General features: G+C 64.4%; 9 protein-coding genes. 5 read left to right on the top strand and 4 right to left on the bottom strand.

What is annotated here, in order from left to right; genetic code table 11:
- Positions 1 to 12: 12 nt before the first annotated feature.
- Both ACZ5IU_RS04785 and ACZ5IU_RS04780 read right to left on the bottom strand, forming a co-directional pair.
- A complete protein-coding gene (locus ACZ5IU_RS04785; RefSeq protein ID WP_464421050.1) occupies positions 13 to 1,197 on the bottom strand; it encodes an NAD(P)-dependent malic enzyme in 1,185 nt (394 codons plus the stop codon).
- Positions 1,198 to 1,249: 52 nt separating this feature from the next.
- Complete coding sequence (locus tag ACZ5IU_RS04780; RefSeq protein ID WP_464421049.1) at positions 1,250 to 2,707, bottom strand: DUF4403 family protein; 1,458 nt, start codon at positions 2,705 to 2,707, stop codon at positions 1,250 to 1,252.
- A gap of 235 nt (positions 2,708 to 2,942) precedes the next feature.
- On the opposite strand from ACZ5IU_RS04780, the gene ACZ5IU_RS04775 reads away from it, so the two are divergent.
- Genes ACZ5IU_RS04775 through ACZ5IU_RS04755 form a run of 5 tightly spaced genes read left to right on the top strand, consistent with a single transcriptional unit; the run spans position 2,943 to position 7,519 of the window.
- Positions 2,943 to 3,584 carry a TetR/AcrR family transcriptional regulator gene (locus ACZ5IU_RS04775; RefSeq protein WP_464421048.1) on the top strand — a complete coding sequence of 214 codons (642 nt, stop codon included), beginning with the start codon at positions 2,943 to 2,945 and terminating at the stop codon, positions 3,582 to 3,584.
- Positions 3,581 to 4,573 (top strand): HlyD family secretion protein, encoded by a 993-nt coding sequence (locus tag ACZ5IU_RS04770; protein ID WP_464421047.1) that lies wholly within the window; start codon positions 3,581 to 3,583, stop codon positions 4,571 to 4,573. The genes ACZ5IU_RS04775 and ACZ5IU_RS04770 overlap by 4 nt, the downstream gene beginning before the upstream one ends.
- Entirely contained in the window at positions 4,570 to 5,475 is a 906-nt protein-coding gene (locus tag ACZ5IU_RS04765; RefSeq protein ID WP_464421046.1) for an ABC transporter ATP-binding protein, read from the top strand. The genes ACZ5IU_RS04770 and ACZ5IU_RS04765 overlap by 4 nt, the downstream gene beginning before the upstream one ends.
- Complete coding sequence (locus ACZ5IU_RS04760) at positions 5,472 to 6,419, top strand: ABC transporter ATP-binding protein (protein WP_464421045.1); 948 nt, start codon at positions 5,472 to 5,474, stop codon at positions 6,417 to 6,419. The genes ACZ5IU_RS04765 and ACZ5IU_RS04760 overlap by 4 nt, the downstream gene beginning before the upstream one ends.
- Positions 6,407 to 7,519 carry an ABC transporter permease gene (locus ACZ5IU_RS04755; protein WP_464421044.1) on the top strand — a complete coding sequence of 371 codons (1,113 nt, stop codon included), beginning with the start codon at positions 6,407 to 6,409 and terminating at the stop codon, positions 7,517 to 7,519. Before ACZ5IU_RS04760 ends, ACZ5IU_RS04755 begins: the two co-directional genes overlap by 13 nt.
- A 35-nt stretch (positions 7,520 to 7,554) precedes the next feature.
- On the opposite strand, the gene ACZ5IU_RS04750 is transcribed toward ACZ5IU_RS04755, so the two are convergent.
- Both ACZ5IU_RS04750 and ACZ5IU_RS04745 read right to left on the bottom strand, forming a co-directional pair.
- A complete protein-coding gene (locus ACZ5IU_RS04750) occupies positions 7,555 to 16,761 on the bottom strand; it encodes a carboxypeptidase regulatory-like domain-containing protein (protein ID WP_464421043.1) in 9,207 nt (3,068 codons plus the stop codon).
- Positions 16,758 to 17,792 carry a tetratricopeptide repeat protein gene (locus tag ACZ5IU_RS04745; protein WP_464421042.1) on the bottom strand — a complete coding sequence of 345 codons (1,035 nt, stop codon included), beginning with the start codon at positions 17,790 to 17,792 and terminating at the stop codon, positions 16,758 to 16,760. Before ACZ5IU_RS04745 ends, ACZ5IU_RS04750 begins: the two co-directional genes overlap by 4 nt.
- Positions 17,793 to 17,815 lie beyond the last annotated feature (23 nt).

The raw sequence follows: 17,815 nt of genomic DNA, 5'->3' as shown, positions 1-17,815 counted from the left end.
CCGCTCCGGGGACTAGATGCGACTGACCCCGGCGTCGCGCGCGGCCTGCGAGACTGCGGCGGCGACGGCCGGGACGACGCGGGGATCGAGAGCCGCCGGGATGATGTTTTCGGGCGCGAGCTCCGCCTCGGGGACGAGTCCCGCGAGTGCGTACGCCGCGGCGATCTTCATGGATTCCGTGATACGGCTCGCGCGGACGTCGAGCGCTCCCTTGAAGATGCCCGGAAAGCCGAGGCAGTTGTTGATCTGGTTCGGGAAGTCGCTGCGCCCCGTCGCGACCACGGCGGCTCCGGCGGCTTTCGCCTCGTCGGGGAAGATCTCGGGTGTCGGGTTGGCCATCGCGAACACGATCGCTCCTCTGTTCATGGTCTTCACCATGTCGGCCGTCAGAAGGCCGGGGCCGGAGACGCCGAGAAAGACATCCGCTCCGCGCATGACGTCGGAGAGGCTGCCGCGTTCGCGCCCCGGGTTCGTGTCGCGCGCGACGGCTTCCTTGGCTTCGTTCATGTGGTCCGTCCGTCCGGCGTAGATCGCGCCGGAGCGGTCGCAGAGGATTGCGTTCCGCGCGCCCGCGCTCATCGCGAATCGGATGATGGCCGTTCCCGCGGCGCCCGCGCCGCTCGCGACGATCTTGACGTCGGAGAGCTTCTTTCCGACGATTCTGAGAGCGTTCAGGAGTCCGGCGAGAACGATGACGGCCGTTCCGTGCTGGTCGTCGTGGAAAACCGGGATATCGCAGCGTTCCTGGAGCAGCCGTTCGACGTCGAAGCACCGCGGGGCGGAAATGTCCTCGAGGTTGATTCCGCCGAATGACGCGGTGATCAGGGCCGTCGTCCGGACGATCTCCTCCGTGTCGCGGGAGTCGATGCAGATCGGAAAGGCGTCGATTCCCGCGAAGCGCTTGAAGAGCGCGCACTTGCCCTCCATGACGGGGAGCGACGCGGCCGCGCCGATGTCCCCGAGCCCGAGAACGGCGCTTCCGTCCGTGACGACAGCTACCATGTGTCCCTTCGACGTCACCTCGTATGCGGCCTCCGGACGGCGTTCGATTTCCCTGCACGGCTCCGCCACGCCGGGCGTGTAGGCGACGGCCAGGTCGTGCATCGTCTCGATGGGCAGGAGACTCGATACGCTGAGCTTTCCCCTGCTTTTGCGGTGTGTCTCGAGCGATTCCGTGTAGATGGCGTTTCTGTCCATGTGTTCTCTTCCTCCTCGCGAATCTGAAGTGGATGGTGCGTTTCTTCCGTCGTTATTTCCTGTGCGGGGCGTACCGAACGTTGAGCCTCCCCTTGAGCGACGCGCGAATGTCGAGATGCGTCGCTCCGGCGGCGACGTCCTCGAGCGTCAGTTCGTCGAGCTTTCCGGTCAGCACGAAATGCTCGTCCGCGACGGCTTTTGAAAGGGCATCTCGGATCGATTCGCGGGCTTTTTCGAGCGGTTCGGCGACGGACCACACGAGCCTCGACTGAAGCGACCGCACGAACGCAGGCTTCGCGAGCCACGAAGCCTTCGCCGCGAGCCCGGAAAGCGTCGACGGGTCGAAGTCGAATTCGTCGATGCGGACGGTTTCGGTTTTCGGGTCGAGAACCGGAACCCCCGTCAGGTAGATCATCCCCTCGGTGCGCGAAAAGAAACCGCGGCCCTGCGCTTTGACATCCGCGGCGACGACGATCCTGTTCCCGTTCCCGTATACTTTCAGATCCCGGATCGTCACCCGGGTTCCCTCTGTGTAGAATTCCTTTCCCTTCCAGACCGGCGCGAGCGCTTCGGAGATCGCGACGTAGGTCATCGAGAGCGGCAACTGGACGTCGACGCCACGGGAGCGCGGCAGGCCCTTCGCGAATTTCGGGAGCAGGGTCTCGACGCGTTCGGGAGGAGGAGAGCCCGCGATGACTCGAAGTCCGGCGATCAGTCCCAGCGTGACGGTCAGGGACGTTTCGTCCATCCCGACGAGAGGTTTGTAGATGTTGCGCGGTTCGACCTCGAGCCAGACGTCGGGATTGGCCCGGACGCGGACGGGGGAATGCAGGGCGCGCCACTGTTCTGCGGCGAGCGCCCGAAGACGGAGGCTTTCGTTCAGCGACTTCTCGATCTCTCCGGCCTCTTCCCTGAAGCGGGAGTACATGAGGTTCTCGAGGACGCCCGCGATGCCGATCGACTGGTTCAGGATGTCGAGCGCGGGTTTTTTCTTCCACTCGATCGAGATCTCGGGGCTCGTGCGAAGTTCCCAGTCGTCGCCGAACGACGGAAGCAGCGAGATCGAGAGCGCGAACGCCCCGGAAGGGGTCTGGTTCGTGCTCGGCTTCAGGCCCAGAAATTCTCCTTCCCACCGGATGCGCGACGTGAACGAGAGCGGAACCGAGAAGACCAAGCGGTTTCCGGCGGCGCGGATCGTCGTTGCGCCGGCGCGGCGGACGTGGAGATCCCCGACGGCTTTCCCTGTCGGGACGTCGATGGGACGGGCCGTCGTATCGTAGATGGCTTCCGGGAGGCGTTCGTCGGCGAGCCTCCGGAGGTCGTCGAACGATGCCGACACGGGAACTTCGACGTAGGAGTCGGCGGCCGGGACGACGTGTTCCTGGGTTGCGACGGGAGCCGGGGGTGGTACGGTCAGTCGGCTCTGTCCGGACAGAAGTCCTCCTCCCGCTGCGAGGCATCCGCCGAGAAGAATTCCCGCCGTGGCGACGATCAAGCGCATGTGTCTCATGTATCAGGACTCCTTCGGCGCGCGAAAAATCGGCACACGCCGGCAGGGGCGCGTGTCTTGGCGCTATTATGCCATACTTCCCGGTCTTTCGGTCCGCCGGAACGTCGCTCTTTTCCGAAAATGGCCGCCGAATGGAGGAAAGCGTCCCGACGGATGATTGACAGGAGCCTTCCGGGGCGTATACTGGACGTCGCATATAAACAAACGTTTGTTTGAAATTTCGGAGGCGACGGGAATGGACGGTCACTCGAAGGCGATTCGAAACGGAGATTCCGATATTTTCGGCGGCCCGGACCGCGAGGAACCGAGGGAGCGGATCCTTGCGGCTGCGGCCCGGCTCTTTGCGCGGCACGGCTGCGGAAGGGTCTCGGTCAGGGAGATTACGCGCGAGGCCGGCGTGAACATGGCGATGGTCTCGTATTACTTCGGGGGCAAGGACGGATTGTACCGAGAGATTCTCGACCGGATCTTCGGAGTTCTCGCGAAAACCGTGGAACGGGGACGCGGACTTTCTCCGCTCGAACGGGTAGCGCTCTACGTCCGGTCGGTCGACGAGCTTCACACGAAGTACCGGAATGTCGCACCGATCCTCTACCACGAGATTCTCCACCCGTCTCCGGCGTTCCGCGAGAAGTTTTCGGCGACGATCTCGGGGATCGTGAGCTTCCTCGAGGATTCGTTCGCCGAGGGGCAGCGGGAAGGCGTCTTCCGGAAGGACGCCGATCCGGCGCTCATGTCGTACGTCGTCGCGTCAGTCGTGAACTACAGGCACATCCTCAGGGCCGTCGTCGAACTCGTTCTCCCGGACCTCGCGAAAGAAGGGAAGAACGTCGATCCGCTGCTGACGCTTTTGCTCGAAGGGATGAAAACCAGATGAGGCGCATCGCGCTTGCAGTCTCGGGGATCGCGTTCGTCGCGGGGATTCTTCTCTGGACCGGAAGAATCCCTCTCCCGTTCGCGCTCGGGGGTGCGGAGGAGTCCCTTCTGCGCGCCACGGGGACAATCGAGATCCAGGAAGTGACGCTCGCCCCGAAGATCGGCGGATACGTCGCCGAAATGCGTTTCCGGGAAGGAGACGTGGTCCGGGCAGGAGATATCGTCGCGACGCTGCTTCGGGAGGATCTCGATGCGGATGTCTCGCGCGACCGTGCCGCGCTCGATCGCGGACGCGCGTTGCTCGCGGACCTCGCGAGGGGGGAGCGTTCGCAGCGGATCCGGGAGGCGTCGGCGTCCGTCGCGTCAGCGGTTTCGCGGCTGCGGCAGGCGGAGCGGGACTATGGTCGGTACCGCCGGCTCTACGAGGAGAACGCCGTGTCCCGCAAGCAGATGGACGACGTCGCGCTCGCACTGGATGTCGCACGGAACGCGTACGTCGCGTCGCGGGAAAACCGGAGCCTTCTCGAGGCGGGAAGCCGCGAGGATCAGATCGATGCCCAGCGGCGCGAGGTCGAGCGGCTCGATGCGATGCTCCTGGCCTCGATGATCCGCCGGGAGGATCGCGTGATCCGCTCGCCTCTCGGCGCGGTGGTTCTCGTGCGTGCGATGGAGCCGGGGGAGCTTGCGAATCCGGGATCGGCGCTGGTCGTTTTGGGAGACGAATCCGACTGTTGGGTCCGCGTCTATCTGCCCTCGACCATGCTCGGGAAAATCCGTCGGGGCGGAGAGGCCGAAGTCCGCGTGGATTCGTTTCCGGGGCGCGTCTTCCCCGCGTGCGTCGGGGAGATCGCGGAGAAGGCGGAATTCACGCCGCGCGAAAGCCTGACGCCAGAGGAGCGGGCGAATCTCGTCTTCCGAGTGAAGGTGCGCGTCGACAACGCCGGAGGATTTCTGCGCCCCGGAATGCCTGCGGACGTAACCTTCCGATGATCGCCGCGCGTGACGTGCAGAAGTTCTACGGTGATGTCCACGCGATCCGCGGAGTTTCGTTCGATGCGGAACGAGGGACGGTGTTCGGCATCGTCGGTCCGGACGGAGCCGGAAAGACGACGCTGCTCCGGATGATTGTCGGCGTGCTCTCGCCGTCGTCGGGGACCGTTCGGGTGGCGTTTGACGGAGGAGACGGCGAGGCGCGGCGGCGGATGGGGTACGTCGCGGGGAAATTCAGTCTCTACGAGGATCTGTCGATTCTCGAGAATCTCTCGCTATTTTCCAGGCTCTACGGGATGTCCGAAAATCGCGCGAAGGCGCGGGCGGACGAACTTCTGGACCTCACCGGACTGTCGCCGTTCGGCGACCGGCTCGCGGGAAGGCTTTCGGGCGGCATGAGGCAAAAACTCGCGATCGCGGCCGCGGTCCTCCACGAACCGGAACTCATCGTCCTCGACGAACCGGGGACCGGAGTCGATCCGGTTTCGCGACGGGACATCTGGGGCGTTCTCTATCGCCTGAACCGGAAGGGAGTGACGATCGTCGTCTCGACGTCATACATGGACGAGGCCGAACTCTGTATGAGACTCATCTTCCTCCACGAGGGACGAGTGTTGGAGTCGGGAACGCCGGACGAGATCTGCGGGCGTTTCCCGTACCGGATCCTTCGGGCCCGTTCGGAAACCCCGGGAGTCAGGAAATCTCTCGTCGACTTTCCCTGTCCCGGGACATCGAGCTTCGGCCACTCGGTTCACGTCGTCGTCGACGGAGACGATGGAGATCGGCGACTCAGGGAGCATCTCGAACGCGCCGGAATTTTCGACGCCACGGTCGACGCGATTCCCCCGACGCTCGAGGATGTCTTCGTTCTTCTGGCCGGAAACGGGGCGCATCATTCGTGAACGGCGGAAAGATGGCCGTGGAGACCGACGGACTCACACGGGACTTCGGAGCCTTCAGAGCGGTCGATCACGTGACGCTCGCGATTCCGCGCGGCGCGATCTTCGGGTTCCTCGGGCCGAACGGTTCGGGAAAGACGACGACGATCAGGATGCTCTGCGGACTTCTGCGTCCGTCGTCGGGGGACGGACGGGTCGTCGGGTGCGATATCGCCCGCGAGGGAGAAGCCATACGGCGGCGTATCGGGTACATGTCCCAGAAGTTCAGTCTCTACGACGATCTGACCGTCGCTGAGAATCTGACGTTCTATGCCGGGATGTACGGCCTCGGGAACGCGAGGCGACGCGAACGGGTGGACGCGATGATCGGTCTGGCGGATCTCCGGGGACGCGAGCGCGTCGTTACCGGGGCGCTCTCCTGCGGCGTCCGGCAGCGCCTCGCGCTCGCCTGCGCGATCGTCCACGAACCGGAGATGATCTTTCTCGACGAACCGACGAGCGGTGTCGATCCGGCGGCACGAAGGCGCTTCTGGGAAACGATAGCGGACCTTTCCGAGGAGGGCGCGACCGTCATGGTAAGCACGCACTTCATGGACGAGGCGGAACACTGCACGGGACTCGGTCTCATGTATTCCGGAAGGATGCTCGCCTGCGGCACTCCGGAAGAGCTCAAACGGAGGCTCGTCGCGGAAACGGGAAGGTTGTGGCAGGCACGCGTCCGTGATTCCATCGACTTTCTGGACCGGATCCACTTGGACGGATCCGGTTCCGTCCTGGATGCGTACATTTTCGGTTCCTCGATCCGGATCCTTGCGCGGGGAGACAGTCTTCCCGCGGATGTCGCGGGAGAAGCGGACTGGGAGGAGCGAGAGGTGACGCTCGAAGACGTTTTCGTACACCATGTCCGTTCCTCGGCCGGGAAGGAGGTCCGAAAATGCGGCGCCTGAAGTCGCTCGTCGTGAAGGAGTTCATCCAGATGCGGCGCGACCCGCTCACGCTCGCCATGCTGATGCTGATCCCGATCGTCCAGCTTGTCCTCTTCGGTTTCGCGATCAACACGGATGTCAAACATCTGCCGACGATCGTGTTCGATCGCTCGATGGGGCAGGAGAGTCGGGAATTTGTCCAGTCGCTCGCCGCGACGCAATATTTCGATATCCGGTCGTACGCGTCGTCGTTCGACGACATCCGACGCGCGATCGAACGGGGGGAGTGCGTGGTCGGAATCGCGTTCGGCCCCGATTTCGCGAAGCGGCTCGCGCGACGCGACGGGGCGGAGATTCAGGTGATCGTCGACGCATCCGATCCGATGTCCGCGAGCTCGGCGATCTCGGCCGCCGAGATGACCGGAATCCGGAAGTCGGTGCTCGTCCTGTCGCGGATGGCGGGGACGGGCGAGCCCAAGATCTGGGACATACGGGTGCGACCGTGGTACAACCGCGACTTCAAAACGCCGTACTATATGGTCCCCGGGATTCTCGGCGTGATCCTGACGATGACGATGCTGATGATCACATCGATGGCGATCGTCCGCGAACGAGAGCGGGGAACGCTCGAACAGCTCCTCGTGACGCCGATGCGCCCGTGGGAGCTCATGGTGGGGAAAGTCGTACCGTATCTCGGCGTCGGGTACGCACAACTGACGATCGGTCTCGCGATCGGTCGCGTCGTCTTCGACATCCCCGTCAGAGGGAGTCTGGGACTCCTGTATCTTCTCACGCTGCTTTTCATCTGCTCGACGCTCGTATGGGGGATCCTGATCTCGACGGTATCGAAGACGCAGATGCAGGCGATGATCCTCTCCGTATTCGGCTTCCTTCCGAGTATTCTGCTTTCCGGCTTCATGTTCCCCCGGATGGGGATGCCGAAGATTTTCCAGTACCTGAGTATGGCGCTGCCGCTGACCTGGTTCCAGCTCATCACGAGGGGAATTCTGCTGAAGGGGGTCGGCGCGGAGGCGCTCGTACACCCCATCGTCGCACTCTGTGCGCTGACCCTGCTCTTCTTGGCCGTGAGCCTTCTCAAGTTCCGCAGGACTCTCGACTGAAGAAGGGTGGGGCGGCCGCCCCACCCTTCCGTTCGCTATTTCCCGCGCCGTTCGAGCGCGTCCATGTAGTCGCGCAGCTTCCGTATATGCGCCTCCACTTTCGGAGTGTGATAATACTCCAGACTTTGTCGGAATTTCGCGATCGCCTCGGCGTACTTCTTCTGGCGCTGGAGTGCCGTTCCTTCGTCCGCAAGGCGCTTTGCGCGCTTGCGGAGCAGCGTCTCGAACTTGACGGCGTATTCCTCGAGTTCCCGGTCAGGCAGAACCGTGAGGCTTTCTCTGTATCGCGCGAGCGCGTCGCTGTATCGTCCGCTGCGCTGGAGCTCGGCCCCCTCGTTCCGGAGTTGCGCGGCAAGGTGCTTCTGAAGCGCGGCGGCAGCGATGGTCCGTCGTGCCGGGACATCCTCCGACGTTCCTGCGTCCGGGGTCGCAACGGTGTCCTTCGAAACTGCCGGTGCCTCGATCTCTCCGGGTTTTCTCTTGGATTCGGGAGGTTCCGTGGCTTCGGCGGCTCCGGTTTCAGGAAGAGCGTCTCCGTCTTCGGTTTCGACGGGTACGTTCCACACGTATCGGATGAGGGCGACCGGATCTCCGTTTTCTCCGGCGTCTTCGGTCAGCAGCGTGAGCGTCAGCTCGCGGGATTCACCGGCCTCGAGGTCGGTCGTCACGTCATAGTCGGCACGCTCTCCTTCGAGCGTGAGCGTCCCGGAAGCTATTTCCTCTTCCTCGACCGTGCCGCCTTCGGATGTCGCCGTCACGGACCATCGGCACGGAATCCGACCGAGCGTCGCCGCAGTCCAGAGCAGGCGGAGCGAGCCGGTTTCCGCGTCGGGTTCGATGCGGCGGTCGAGGATCTTCGTCTCGTATCCGCGTATGTCGATGTCTGCCGTCGCGTTCCCGCAACGGATCGTGTGAGTTCCGGTCGGCATCGACGTGGGGAGCGGAATCGCGACGGAGCCGTTTCCGGAGTCGTCGAGAGTGATCTCGCGGTCGCTTCCCGGGAAAAGATCCGACACGAGCGAAACGGCGCCTTTCGGCGTCCCCGAGACGCGGAGGCGTATCGTTTCCCCGGCGCTGTATCGGGGTTTGTCCGGAAGGAGAAGAACGTCACGTCCCGCGTCGGGAACCGGGATCGCGTCGATCAGAACGGAACGGCCGGTTTTGTGGTAGAGGCCGAACATGAGCTTGTTGCCGCGGAAGGCGACCGGGATGTCGCGGAAGGTCGCGACGGCTTCGCCCGAGACCACCTTCAGATCCCGGACGAGGGATGTCTCGTTGAAGGTCGCCCGGACCTGAAGGTCATCGAAGACACCGCTCTTCGCGTCCGTCGAGACGTGGACGCGGAGCGAAAGCGTGTCGCCTTCGCGGTAGGCTTCCCTGTCGGTGCTCGCGACGCACCGGAAGCTCGGAGCCTCGATGCGGAGCGACCCCGTCGCGGTCTGGTTTTCGAGCGTGACCGAGCATGCGAGAAGCGACGAAACGGCATCTTCAGGAGTCACGGCTTCGAAGGAAATCTGTTTGCGTTCCCGTGCGCCCAGAAAAACCTCCTGTTCGTTCCGGAGAAGGCCGAGGATATCGAAGACGCAGACCGAACGGCCCGCCGCGTCTCCCTCGTTTTCGACCGTGACCTGAAGTGTCTGCCGTTCGCCGGGGCGCAGGACGGCAGCGTCAGGAACGGAGAGAATACGCGGCGAATAGGGCCTTCGCGCGGCGACCAGCCCGAGCGGAGACAATCTGAGCGCCTGCAGCGATTCCGTTCCCCCGGGAACGGCGGACTTGGCGCTTTCGCCGAGATGGCCGCTCTTCTGTGCGGAGAGCGTATAGATTCCCGAACGGATATCGGCGAAGAATGCGCGTCCCGTGATGTCGGTGGACGCGACACGTTCCTTCCCGCCGCCGCCGAGCGTCACGCGGGCGTCGACGAGCGGCGCGCCGGAGGTGTCCGTGACGGAAACCCGGAGGCTGCCTGCACCTGCGGGGAGTTCCTCTTCCATCGGGAGTACGAGGGAGACCCCCTGCCGGCCGGTGACGAAATAGCCCGGCAGACTCACGGTCCGGTATCCGGGCGCGGAAGCCTGGAACCATTGATGGCGGATATGTGTCTTCGCCGCGTGCGTCGCGGTTCCGTCAGGGGCTGAGATCGGCCGCTCTCCAGAGGGAACGATCGTGACGTTGCGGATTGGCATTCCCGTGACGATATCCTCGACACGGAGAGAAAGGAGTCCCTGCGGCGCCTCGGGATGGAGGTACATCGCGAGTTCCGTGTCGCGTCCCTGGATCACCGTGGGGTAGAAGGATCCGGTTTCGAAGTAGCCGTCGGCGCGAAGGATCGACTGTCGGTTCCCGGGTTCCGCACGGGCCGAGAGCGTCCGCTCGGGCGTGGCGGAACCGGCCGGTTCGGATCGCTGCCAGTTGTTGTTCTGGATATAAGCCGAGAACGGTCCGGCGATCGGTTCTCCCGTGAGCGCGTCGCGTGCGTGGAACGTCATCGTTCCAGTCGATGGCCAGAGGAAAATCGTGTGCCCGGTGTCTCGTCCCCTGAACGTCGTGGGGTAGAAGGATCCGGTTTCGTAGTATCCCTCCGCGCGGACGATCGTCTGACGATTGCCGGGAGGAACGGAGGCGCGGATTTCGCCGTCGCGTCCCTCCTGCCAGTTCGTGCTCATGAGATAGGCCGAGAAGCGCGAAATCGCCTCTCCGGTCAGGGCGTCCCTGACGCGGAAGGTCGTGCCGCCGGACTCGGGCCAGAGGCGGATCGTCCGCGTGACGGAACGTCCATGGTGCGTCGACGGGTAGAAAGATCCCGTCTCGAGGTACCCTTGGGCGCGGATGATCGTCTGCCGGTTTCCCGGCTCCGCTGTCCCGGCGCAGACGCCGTCTTTTCCCTCGCGCCACCCCGAGTTCATGAAGTAGATCGAGAAGACCGGCAGCGGCGCGTCGGTTATCGCGTCGAGCACGCGGAACGTCATTTCGCCGGTGACGGGCCAGAGAAAAACCGTCTGCGTGACGGAGCGTCCCGTAAAGGCCGTCGGATAGAAGGATCCCGTTTCGTGGTATCCTTGGGCGCGGACGATCGTCTGTCGGTTGCCCGCCGGGACGCGCGTCGTGACGGTCCCGTCGTTGCAGTCGCGCCATGCCGTGTTCAGCAGGAAGCAGGTGAATTTCGGGATGGCTTTTCCCGTGAGCGCGTCGAGAACCCTCAGCGAGAGCTCGCCCGTCGCCGGTCGCATCCGGATCGTCCGGACGACGGTTTTCCCCGGAAACGTCGTCGGATAGAAGGATCCGGTCTCGTAATATCCTTCCGCGCGGATGATCGTCTGCCGGTTCCCGGCCGGAGCCGTGGCGCTGATCGCGCCGTCGCGTCCATCCTGCCACGCCGCGCCCAGCAGGTAGCAGGAGAACTTCGGAATCGGCTTTCCCGTGAGCGCGTCGACGACGCGGAAGGAAATCGTTCCCTGGGAGACGTCGCCCGATGTGAGGACGTACTCCTCGTCGGCATCGGAGGCTCCGCCGAGATAGCCCTGCGTCGTGAACGCGGGATAGCCGTCCGCGGAGAACGAGAGCTCGAAGACACCCGCGGCGAGATCGGTCGCGAAACGCCCGTCGCTCGCGGTAGTCATCGTTTTCATCGACTCTCCCTGTCTGACGGCGACCGTGACGTTCGACACGGGGTGTCCCGTTGCGTCGCGGACGACGCCCGAGTACGGAAGCGAGATCTGCGACAGGTAGACCTCGTCCGTGAGCGTCTCCTCGCGCCCCGTTCCGGAGAAGAAGAACTCCGTACGCAGGGCCGCGTAGCCGTCCTTTACGAACTCGAGGATCTGGCGTCCTCTCGGGACATTGAGACGAATGACCCCGTCGGAGCCCGAAAGTCCCATGTCACGTCGCGTCTCTCCCTCGATCCGGAAGACGCGAACCTCGCCGATCGCCTTCGCCGTGCGCTGGTCCCTGACGACGACGGGCCAGATCGTATGGACGGGGACCATGTAGAATTCCTCGACGTCGCCCGAGCGATAGCTCGCCACGATCTCCGTGGCGAGCTCCTCGTAGCGGTCCTTTTTGAAAAGCAGCGCCGTCCTTCCGTCGGGGACCCTGAGCGTCGCGTTTCCCGACGCGTCGGTCTCCGCCGAGGTAGTGTTCCCGCCGGAAGTCGACGTCGACTGGATCGAAACTCCGGAGACGGGATTTCCCGTAAGGATGTCGCGAATTCTGACTTTCAACGTTCCCGGAGCCTTCGCCGTATCGACGGCCATATAGAGCTGGAGCACCGGTGGTTCGGAGACTGCCGGCAGGTTGACGGCCGTCACGGTCTCTGTCGAAAGCTTCTGATACCCGTTCGCTTCGGCGGCGACGACCCACCGTCCGTCCTCGAGACGCACCGTGCACGAACCGTCCTTTCCCGTCCGTCCCGAGGCGTCGCCTCCGGCTTGGGGAGGCTGCCCCGGACGCATCGCCGCGACGTCCGCACCCTCGATCGGCGCGCCTGTGACGAGGTCGGAGACGCGGACGACGAGCGCGCTTTTCACGGGACGGAGCGCGAGCGTACAGACGGATGGGCGTTCGCTGACCCACGTCTCGGTGTCGAGCGGATGGTATCCGTCGAGCCGGACTCGGATCTGGCGGCGTCCCGGACTGGTTCTGAAGATCGTCCCGCGGTTGACGTGCGTTGTCGCGTCGGCCGTCCACGCCTCCGCGTTCGTGCGCAGCCTGAACGCGACCGATGCGCCGGAAAGAGGTTTTCCGGTCACTTGGTCGATGAGCCGTATTTGCGTCTTGCCGCAGGCGGGGTACAGGTCGAGCGTCTGGTTCCAGCCTTCGAGAACCCGGAGCGGGAAGTCGCCGAGCCCGGCGCCGTCCTGGACGCATCGGACGGTATAGTCGCCCGGTTCGAGCGCGAGGGAATAGATCCCCCTTGCGTCGCTCCTGATTTCGAGGACATTCGTCCCCTGAATGAACTGGATCGCCATGTCGGGGACAATCTCGTTCGTGACGCGGTCGAAGAGCGTACCGTGAACCATTCCGGTTCCCGCCCCCTTGCCGAACGGCAACAGGCGGAACGCGACCGCGTCGTCCGAGGCCGGACTGATAGCCATCGATCGGGTGAAGGCGTTGTACCCCTCGGCCTCCGCCGCGACCGTGTAGACGGCCGCCGGGAGCGAAAGCGACAGTTTCCCGTCTGCGTCCGAGACCGCTTCGGTGCGCTCGGTTCCGAGGTAAAACGAGACGTGCGCGTTGCCGACGGGAGTCCCCGTGAACCGGTCGATGACGGTACTCCGGAACGGGAGGGCAGGACCGCGGTATGTGAACGGCAGTTCGCCGATTCCCGTCATCGCGCCGCGAAGCGTGACGAAAGCCTGAAGGATGCACTGGCCGGAGAAGAGATCTCCGAGCGGAATGTCGCACGAGACGACGGCGCCGTCTTTTTCGGCCTCGAATGGGACGTCTGTCGTTGCTGCGGTCCGTCCCGCGGCGTCGGAGAGCACGAACTGCACCGTTCCCGTGCTTTTCGCGCCGAACGGATTCCCGAAACGCGCCTCGGCGGAGAGTCGTTCCCCGACGGAATAGGCATTCTTGCCGGCCGTTACGCTTACGGGCGTCTGCGGCGTTTTCGTGTAAAACCCCTTGGAAAGGGTGACGATTGTCTTTTTCGTCTCCTCGTCGACGAAGTCCACCCAGAGACGATCGATTCCGTCGGCGTTGACGATCCGGATCTTCAGCTCGGCGCTCGCGCGGGAGTGGGGTGCAAGCTCCATGAGCGTGCTTCCCTGGTAGTCGCCCTTATCCTTCCCCGAGGCTCCCCAGAGGTTGTGGGGGAAGCGCCAGTTCGCGCGGATCTTCCGGGGGGTATCGCCGTTGTTCCACGCGAGAATGGTGAAGTGTCCGACCGCGCCTCTGATGTACTGCTCGAGATCGCTCTGGAGCGACATCCTGACGCCTTCCCCGTCCTGGCGGTTCTGGGCGGCGAGGGTCGGGAGGGCGCTCACGCCGAAGCGGATCGCCGGAGGAACCTGCGACACGGGGTTCTCGCCTTCGTCGAGGAGAACGCCTCCGACGCGATAGTATCCCGGCATGTCGAGTTTCGGGAGTGACAGGACGGCCGATGTCGGGGACGCGACGACGACATCCTTCGCTTCCATCACGGAACCATCGGGGCGAAGGACAAACGGCCGGAAGGTCGTTCCGGAATGCGCGTTCGCCGGTGGGTTCGGAAGCCCGAGACGGAGCGATACCGTGTCGGCCTTCGTAAAGAGCGGAGTTTCCTCCGGGGCGAGCAGAAACGCCACGAGATCCCGGAAGAAGATCTGTTCGTCCGTGGTTCCCTGGTGGTTTCCGGCGGCCCAGTCCATGTAGAGCGTCGAGAGAACGACGCGTCCCTTTCCGTGCGGATAGGAAATCATGCACGGCTGGTCGTTCTTCGTCCGCGAGAGCCAGACCGTGCTTTCAGGCGGGTAGTCGAGGAAGTAGCCGTCGACGTTGAAGTCGGGTGTCGTTTTCGTCATGGAGCTGAACGCGCCGACCGGAGCGGCTATTTTCGACGACGCGTATTGGCAGCTCTGGTCTTCGGCGAAGCCGTAGCCCGTCACCGGAGTCCCCTTCCCGGAAGGCAGGACGGCGAATTCCTTCCCGAGCTGTTGCGCGAAGGCGAGGATCGTCCCGCCGCCTGCAACGTAGGTTTCCATCGTCCGCCGGAAGGGGGCGGACATGCTCCAGTCCGACAGCGCACCGGTGGGGATGATGAGCAGGCGGAAGCGCGACAGCGTTTCCGCGGTGTCCGTCGGCTGCACGAGCGTCGCGGGCTCTCCGGCCGCCCCGAGAAGGACGGCGACGCCGCGTGCGTATCCGCCCGCGAGTACGGCAGTGTCGGGCGCTTCGCCGACGTGGCGCAGAAGGTCCGAGAAGATCTCGCGGACCGCGTCCCATTGCTCCGGCATCATCGGCGGCGTCGCTTCGGCGCCACCGGTCCGCCCCGTGATCCGGGACGCCTGGAGGAAGACGCCGAGCGTCTCGGGGTCGAGGTCGTCTATGGTGCCGCGGTCGCGGGAGGCAAGAAAATCCTGCGTGAATGCGTCGCCTTTTTCGGCGGCGCGGAGCCAGAGCGGGCGTTCCTGCGGCGGAAGCGCCATGAGGGCGCGGCCGATGTTGTCGTTGTCGTCGGGGTTGTCCGCGCCGGGACGCCCGAAGGTGATCCCGAGTTCCTTCGCGCGGCGGTCCTTGTATTCCTTGATCCACTTCCAGAGGTCGCGCCCGCGCGGCGTCTTCATGATGCGCTCGAGTTCGGCCGGGTTGTCGAGGAGCGGTTTGAAGATCTTGTAGTACTTGAGGCGATTCTTGTCCCAGATCGGGGGCAGCGGGCCGCCGATGACGTGGGACATCATGTCCTCGAGCGGCTTGTACTTCTCCTTGAGGCGCGTTTCGACGTTTAGTGCGTCCTCCGCGGCCTTCCGCGCCTTCGCGTAGTCGTCCCAGAGTCTCCACCCCTCGACGACGGCCTCCCCTCCGGCGATCAGCGGATCGACGAAGATCGCCCTCCCGAAGTTCCACGCGCCGTAGGCGCCGCCCCAGAACGTGGGCGGCAGAAGCCACGTCTTTCCCTCGCGCATGTCTTTTTCGTACTGTTCCCGGACCTCGCGTCCAGAGCGCTCGCCGAGTTCGATCAGGCCCGGGATCCCGAAGAAGGTCGCGACGCCGAGTCCGAGACCCTTGCCGATCGTGAGAACGCCGAAATTCTCGGGATCCGTCCGCGCGGCCTTGTCGAGGTAGTCGGAGTAGGCCTTGACCGCCTCGTACCCCTGATAGATCAGCAGGAATCCGCCGCCGTACTTCGTGATCTTCGACGGAGTCGCCGGTTTCGCGGGGCCTCCTTCCTTCGGCTGCTGCGCCGGAGGAACCGATTCCTTCACCGTCCGGGCGCCGCCCTTGCGCGTCGAGGCCGTCGCGCCTTCGGCGAATTCGCTGCGTGTCGTGGTCTTTCCCGTCTTCAGGTTCGTGACGGTTCCGTCCGGGTTTGTTCGGACCTTCTGTCCGCGCAGCTTGCCGGCCATCTCCGGCGAGCGCTCCGAGATCGTCTTCAGCGTCTCGGTGTTTCCCTGCGGGATGGAGCGGATTTCGTCGATGAGCTTCGCGACGCGCTTCTGTTGTCGCGGCGTCAGAGCTCCGTCGGCGCCCGCAGGCTTGCGGATGATCTCGTGGAGTTCCTTGACGCGCGCTTCGTTGAGACTCCGGCTCTGTCTCACGGCTCTGTTGTAGGTCTTTGAGAGGGTATCCTGCGCCTTCGCGAGCCAGTCGCCGATCTTTTTGCTGCGCGTCTCAGGAGGATCGTTCGGACTCGTGATTCCGGCCTCGTCCCAGCTTCTGCCCTTCCGGAGCTCGTTCGCCTGGTTCGAGAACTCCTTCGTGGTCAGCCCCGAGCGCCCGGAGTTCGTCCACTCGAGCGATTTGCTCACGCTCTTGCCGATCGTCTTCGCGTCGATGGGGTCGGTTGCGGGATTCCTGTGGATTCCGGCCTCGACGGCCTTCTTGACGTTGTCGAGGACCGCGCCCTGCGGGTCCGCCGCGCCGAGTTTCCCTCCGGACGTCTTGTGGAGGCCTCCGGATGTCGCGAAGGTGTCTTCCGCCCCGGCGCGCGACGTGACCCAGTCCTTCCACTCCTGCGTGCCGACCTCGACATTCGGCGGCGTCTCCCAGACGACGAGCTTCTTCGCGGGATCGTCGAAGCGGCCGGGGATGGTCGGATGCGGCTTGATCGAGTACCCTTTCGCGTTCAGCTCGCCGATGAGCTTCTTCGCCGAGCCGGGCTTGAGTTCGGTGATGTCGACGTCGCTTTTCGGGGTCTTCGGCGCGCTCCCGGAGTTCAAAAAATCTCCTTCGCCGCCGATGTTTTTGATGGCCTTTTCGATTGTCGAAAAGCGTCCGTCGCGGGCGGCGTATGTCCTGCGCACCTGATCCATGGCACGCTGATAGTCCCTGAGCCACTTCTTGTGTTCGCTGCCCGTCAGGCTCTTCGGTTCCGTCGCCGCGAATTTCTTCGCGACCGTGTTGAGATCCGCGTCCATCGCCGTCTCGAGATCCGCCGGCGTCGCGACGCCCGAGAGCGCCCCGATGACTGCGGGCGGCTGCGGCTGATCGGTCCGGTTCTCCTGCGCGGTCGCGTCTCCTGAGATCCGGAGCAGGAGGAGCAATGCCGCGAGGAGGATCGTGACGAACGGCCGTTCGCGGCCGTCCGGCGTCTTCGGACGGGTCATTGCGCGTTACCTCCCCACTCCTTCAGGAGAGTTCCGGCGTATTTTCGCGTCGCCGGATCGGACTTCAGCGCGGAGATCGCCTTTTCCATCGACGACTTCGCCTCCACGTTCTTCCCGTTCGCGCGCCGGAGCACGGAGAGCGCGAACCACGCGGGGCCGCACTGCGGGTCCTTCTTCGCGAACGCGTCGAAAAAGCGTTCGCCCCGTTCGGCCTGACCGTCAAGACAATATGCCGATCCCATGAGCCCGGAAGTCCGGATGTCCAGAAGCGCCGGTCTGTCGGTGACGGCGCGTTCGAAGCTGTCGAGCGCGGGGCCGAAGAACCGCTGCCGGAACAGGATCGCGCCGAGAAGAAGCCGTGCCTCGGCCTTCGCCGGATCGAGTGCGAGCGTCCGTTCCGCCGCGTCTTCGGCGAGCGAGATCATGAGGTCGCTCTTCGGCTGCGCGGCATAGACCTGTGCGAGCAGGAACGTGAAGGCCGGCTCGTCCGGTACGAGGTCGACGGCCGAGAGGGCGTAGGCGATCGCGCGGTCCATTCCGCTTTTCGCCGGAACGAGATCCGGCGAGGTCCGCGCTTTCGCGAGCAGCACCGTGGCCATTCGCGCGCGCACCATCGCGAGCGTCATGACGTTGAGGCGGCTCGGGTCGGACTGTGCCTTGCGGAGAGCCTCCTGTTCCGCCGGAAACGGCTCGATGTCGCCGACGGCGTCCGCCGGATCGGGTTCCCGGTCCGGGGACGCGAAGACGTCGTCGAACATCGCGAAAACGTCTCCGTCCACGCCCGAATAGAAGTCCGGGACGTCGACGTCGGAGGAGAAGTCTTCCGCGTCGTTCGTTCCCGGTTCATCGGCGGACAGAAGCTCCGGCGTGGGAAGGTCGCCGGATGTCGCGGCTTCGAGAGGCGTCGCCGCGACTGAGACGAAAAGCGAAATCGCGACGAGCGCAGCGAGCAGGGCGAGCACGGTCGGCGCGTTGAAGGCATCCAGGCTTCCGGCCGCATCCCGGACGCATCGTGTCACAAAAGTCGGCATGGTACGAATCCCACCTTCCTGTT

It is taken from the genome of Lactivibrio alcoholicus (genome assembly GCF_055390895.1).
This window is presented reverse-complemented; position numbering and strand designations above follow the sequence as displayed.

Bases quoted from the DNA above. Each gene is read 5' to 3' on its own strand.
- ACZ5IU_RS04785 (WP_464421050.1), bottom strand. From the start codon at position 1,197: ATGGACAGAAACGCCATCTACACGGAATCGCTCGAGACACACCGCAAA.
- ACZ5IU_RS04780 (WP_464421049.1), bottom strand. From the start codon at position 2,707: ATGAGACACATGCGCTTGATCGTCGCCACGGCGGGAATTCTTCTCGGC.
- ACZ5IU_RS04775 (WP_464421048.1), top strand. From the start codon at position 2,943: ATGGACGGTCACTCGAAGGCGATTCGAAACGGAGATTCCGATATTTTC.
- ACZ5IU_RS04770 (WP_464421047.1), top strand. From the start codon at position 3,581: ATGAGGCGCATCGCGCTTGCAGTCTCGGGGATCGCGTTCGTCGCGGGG.
- ACZ5IU_RS04765 (WP_464421046.1), top strand. From the start codon at position 4,570: ATGATCGCCGCGCGTGACGTGCAGAAGTTCTACGGTGATGTCCACGCG.
- ACZ5IU_RS04755 (WP_464421044.1), top strand. From the start codon at position 6,407: ATGCGGCGCCTGAAGTCGCTCGTCGTGAAGGAGTTCATCCAGATGCGG.
- ACZ5IU_RS04750 (WP_464421043.1), bottom strand. From the start codon at position 16,761: ATGACCCGTCCGAAGACGCCGGACGGCCGCGAACGGCCGTTCGTCACG.
- ACZ5IU_RS04745 (WP_464421042.1), bottom strand. From the start codon at position 17,792: ATGCCGACTTTTGTGACACGATGCGTCCGGGATGCGGCCGGAAGCCTG.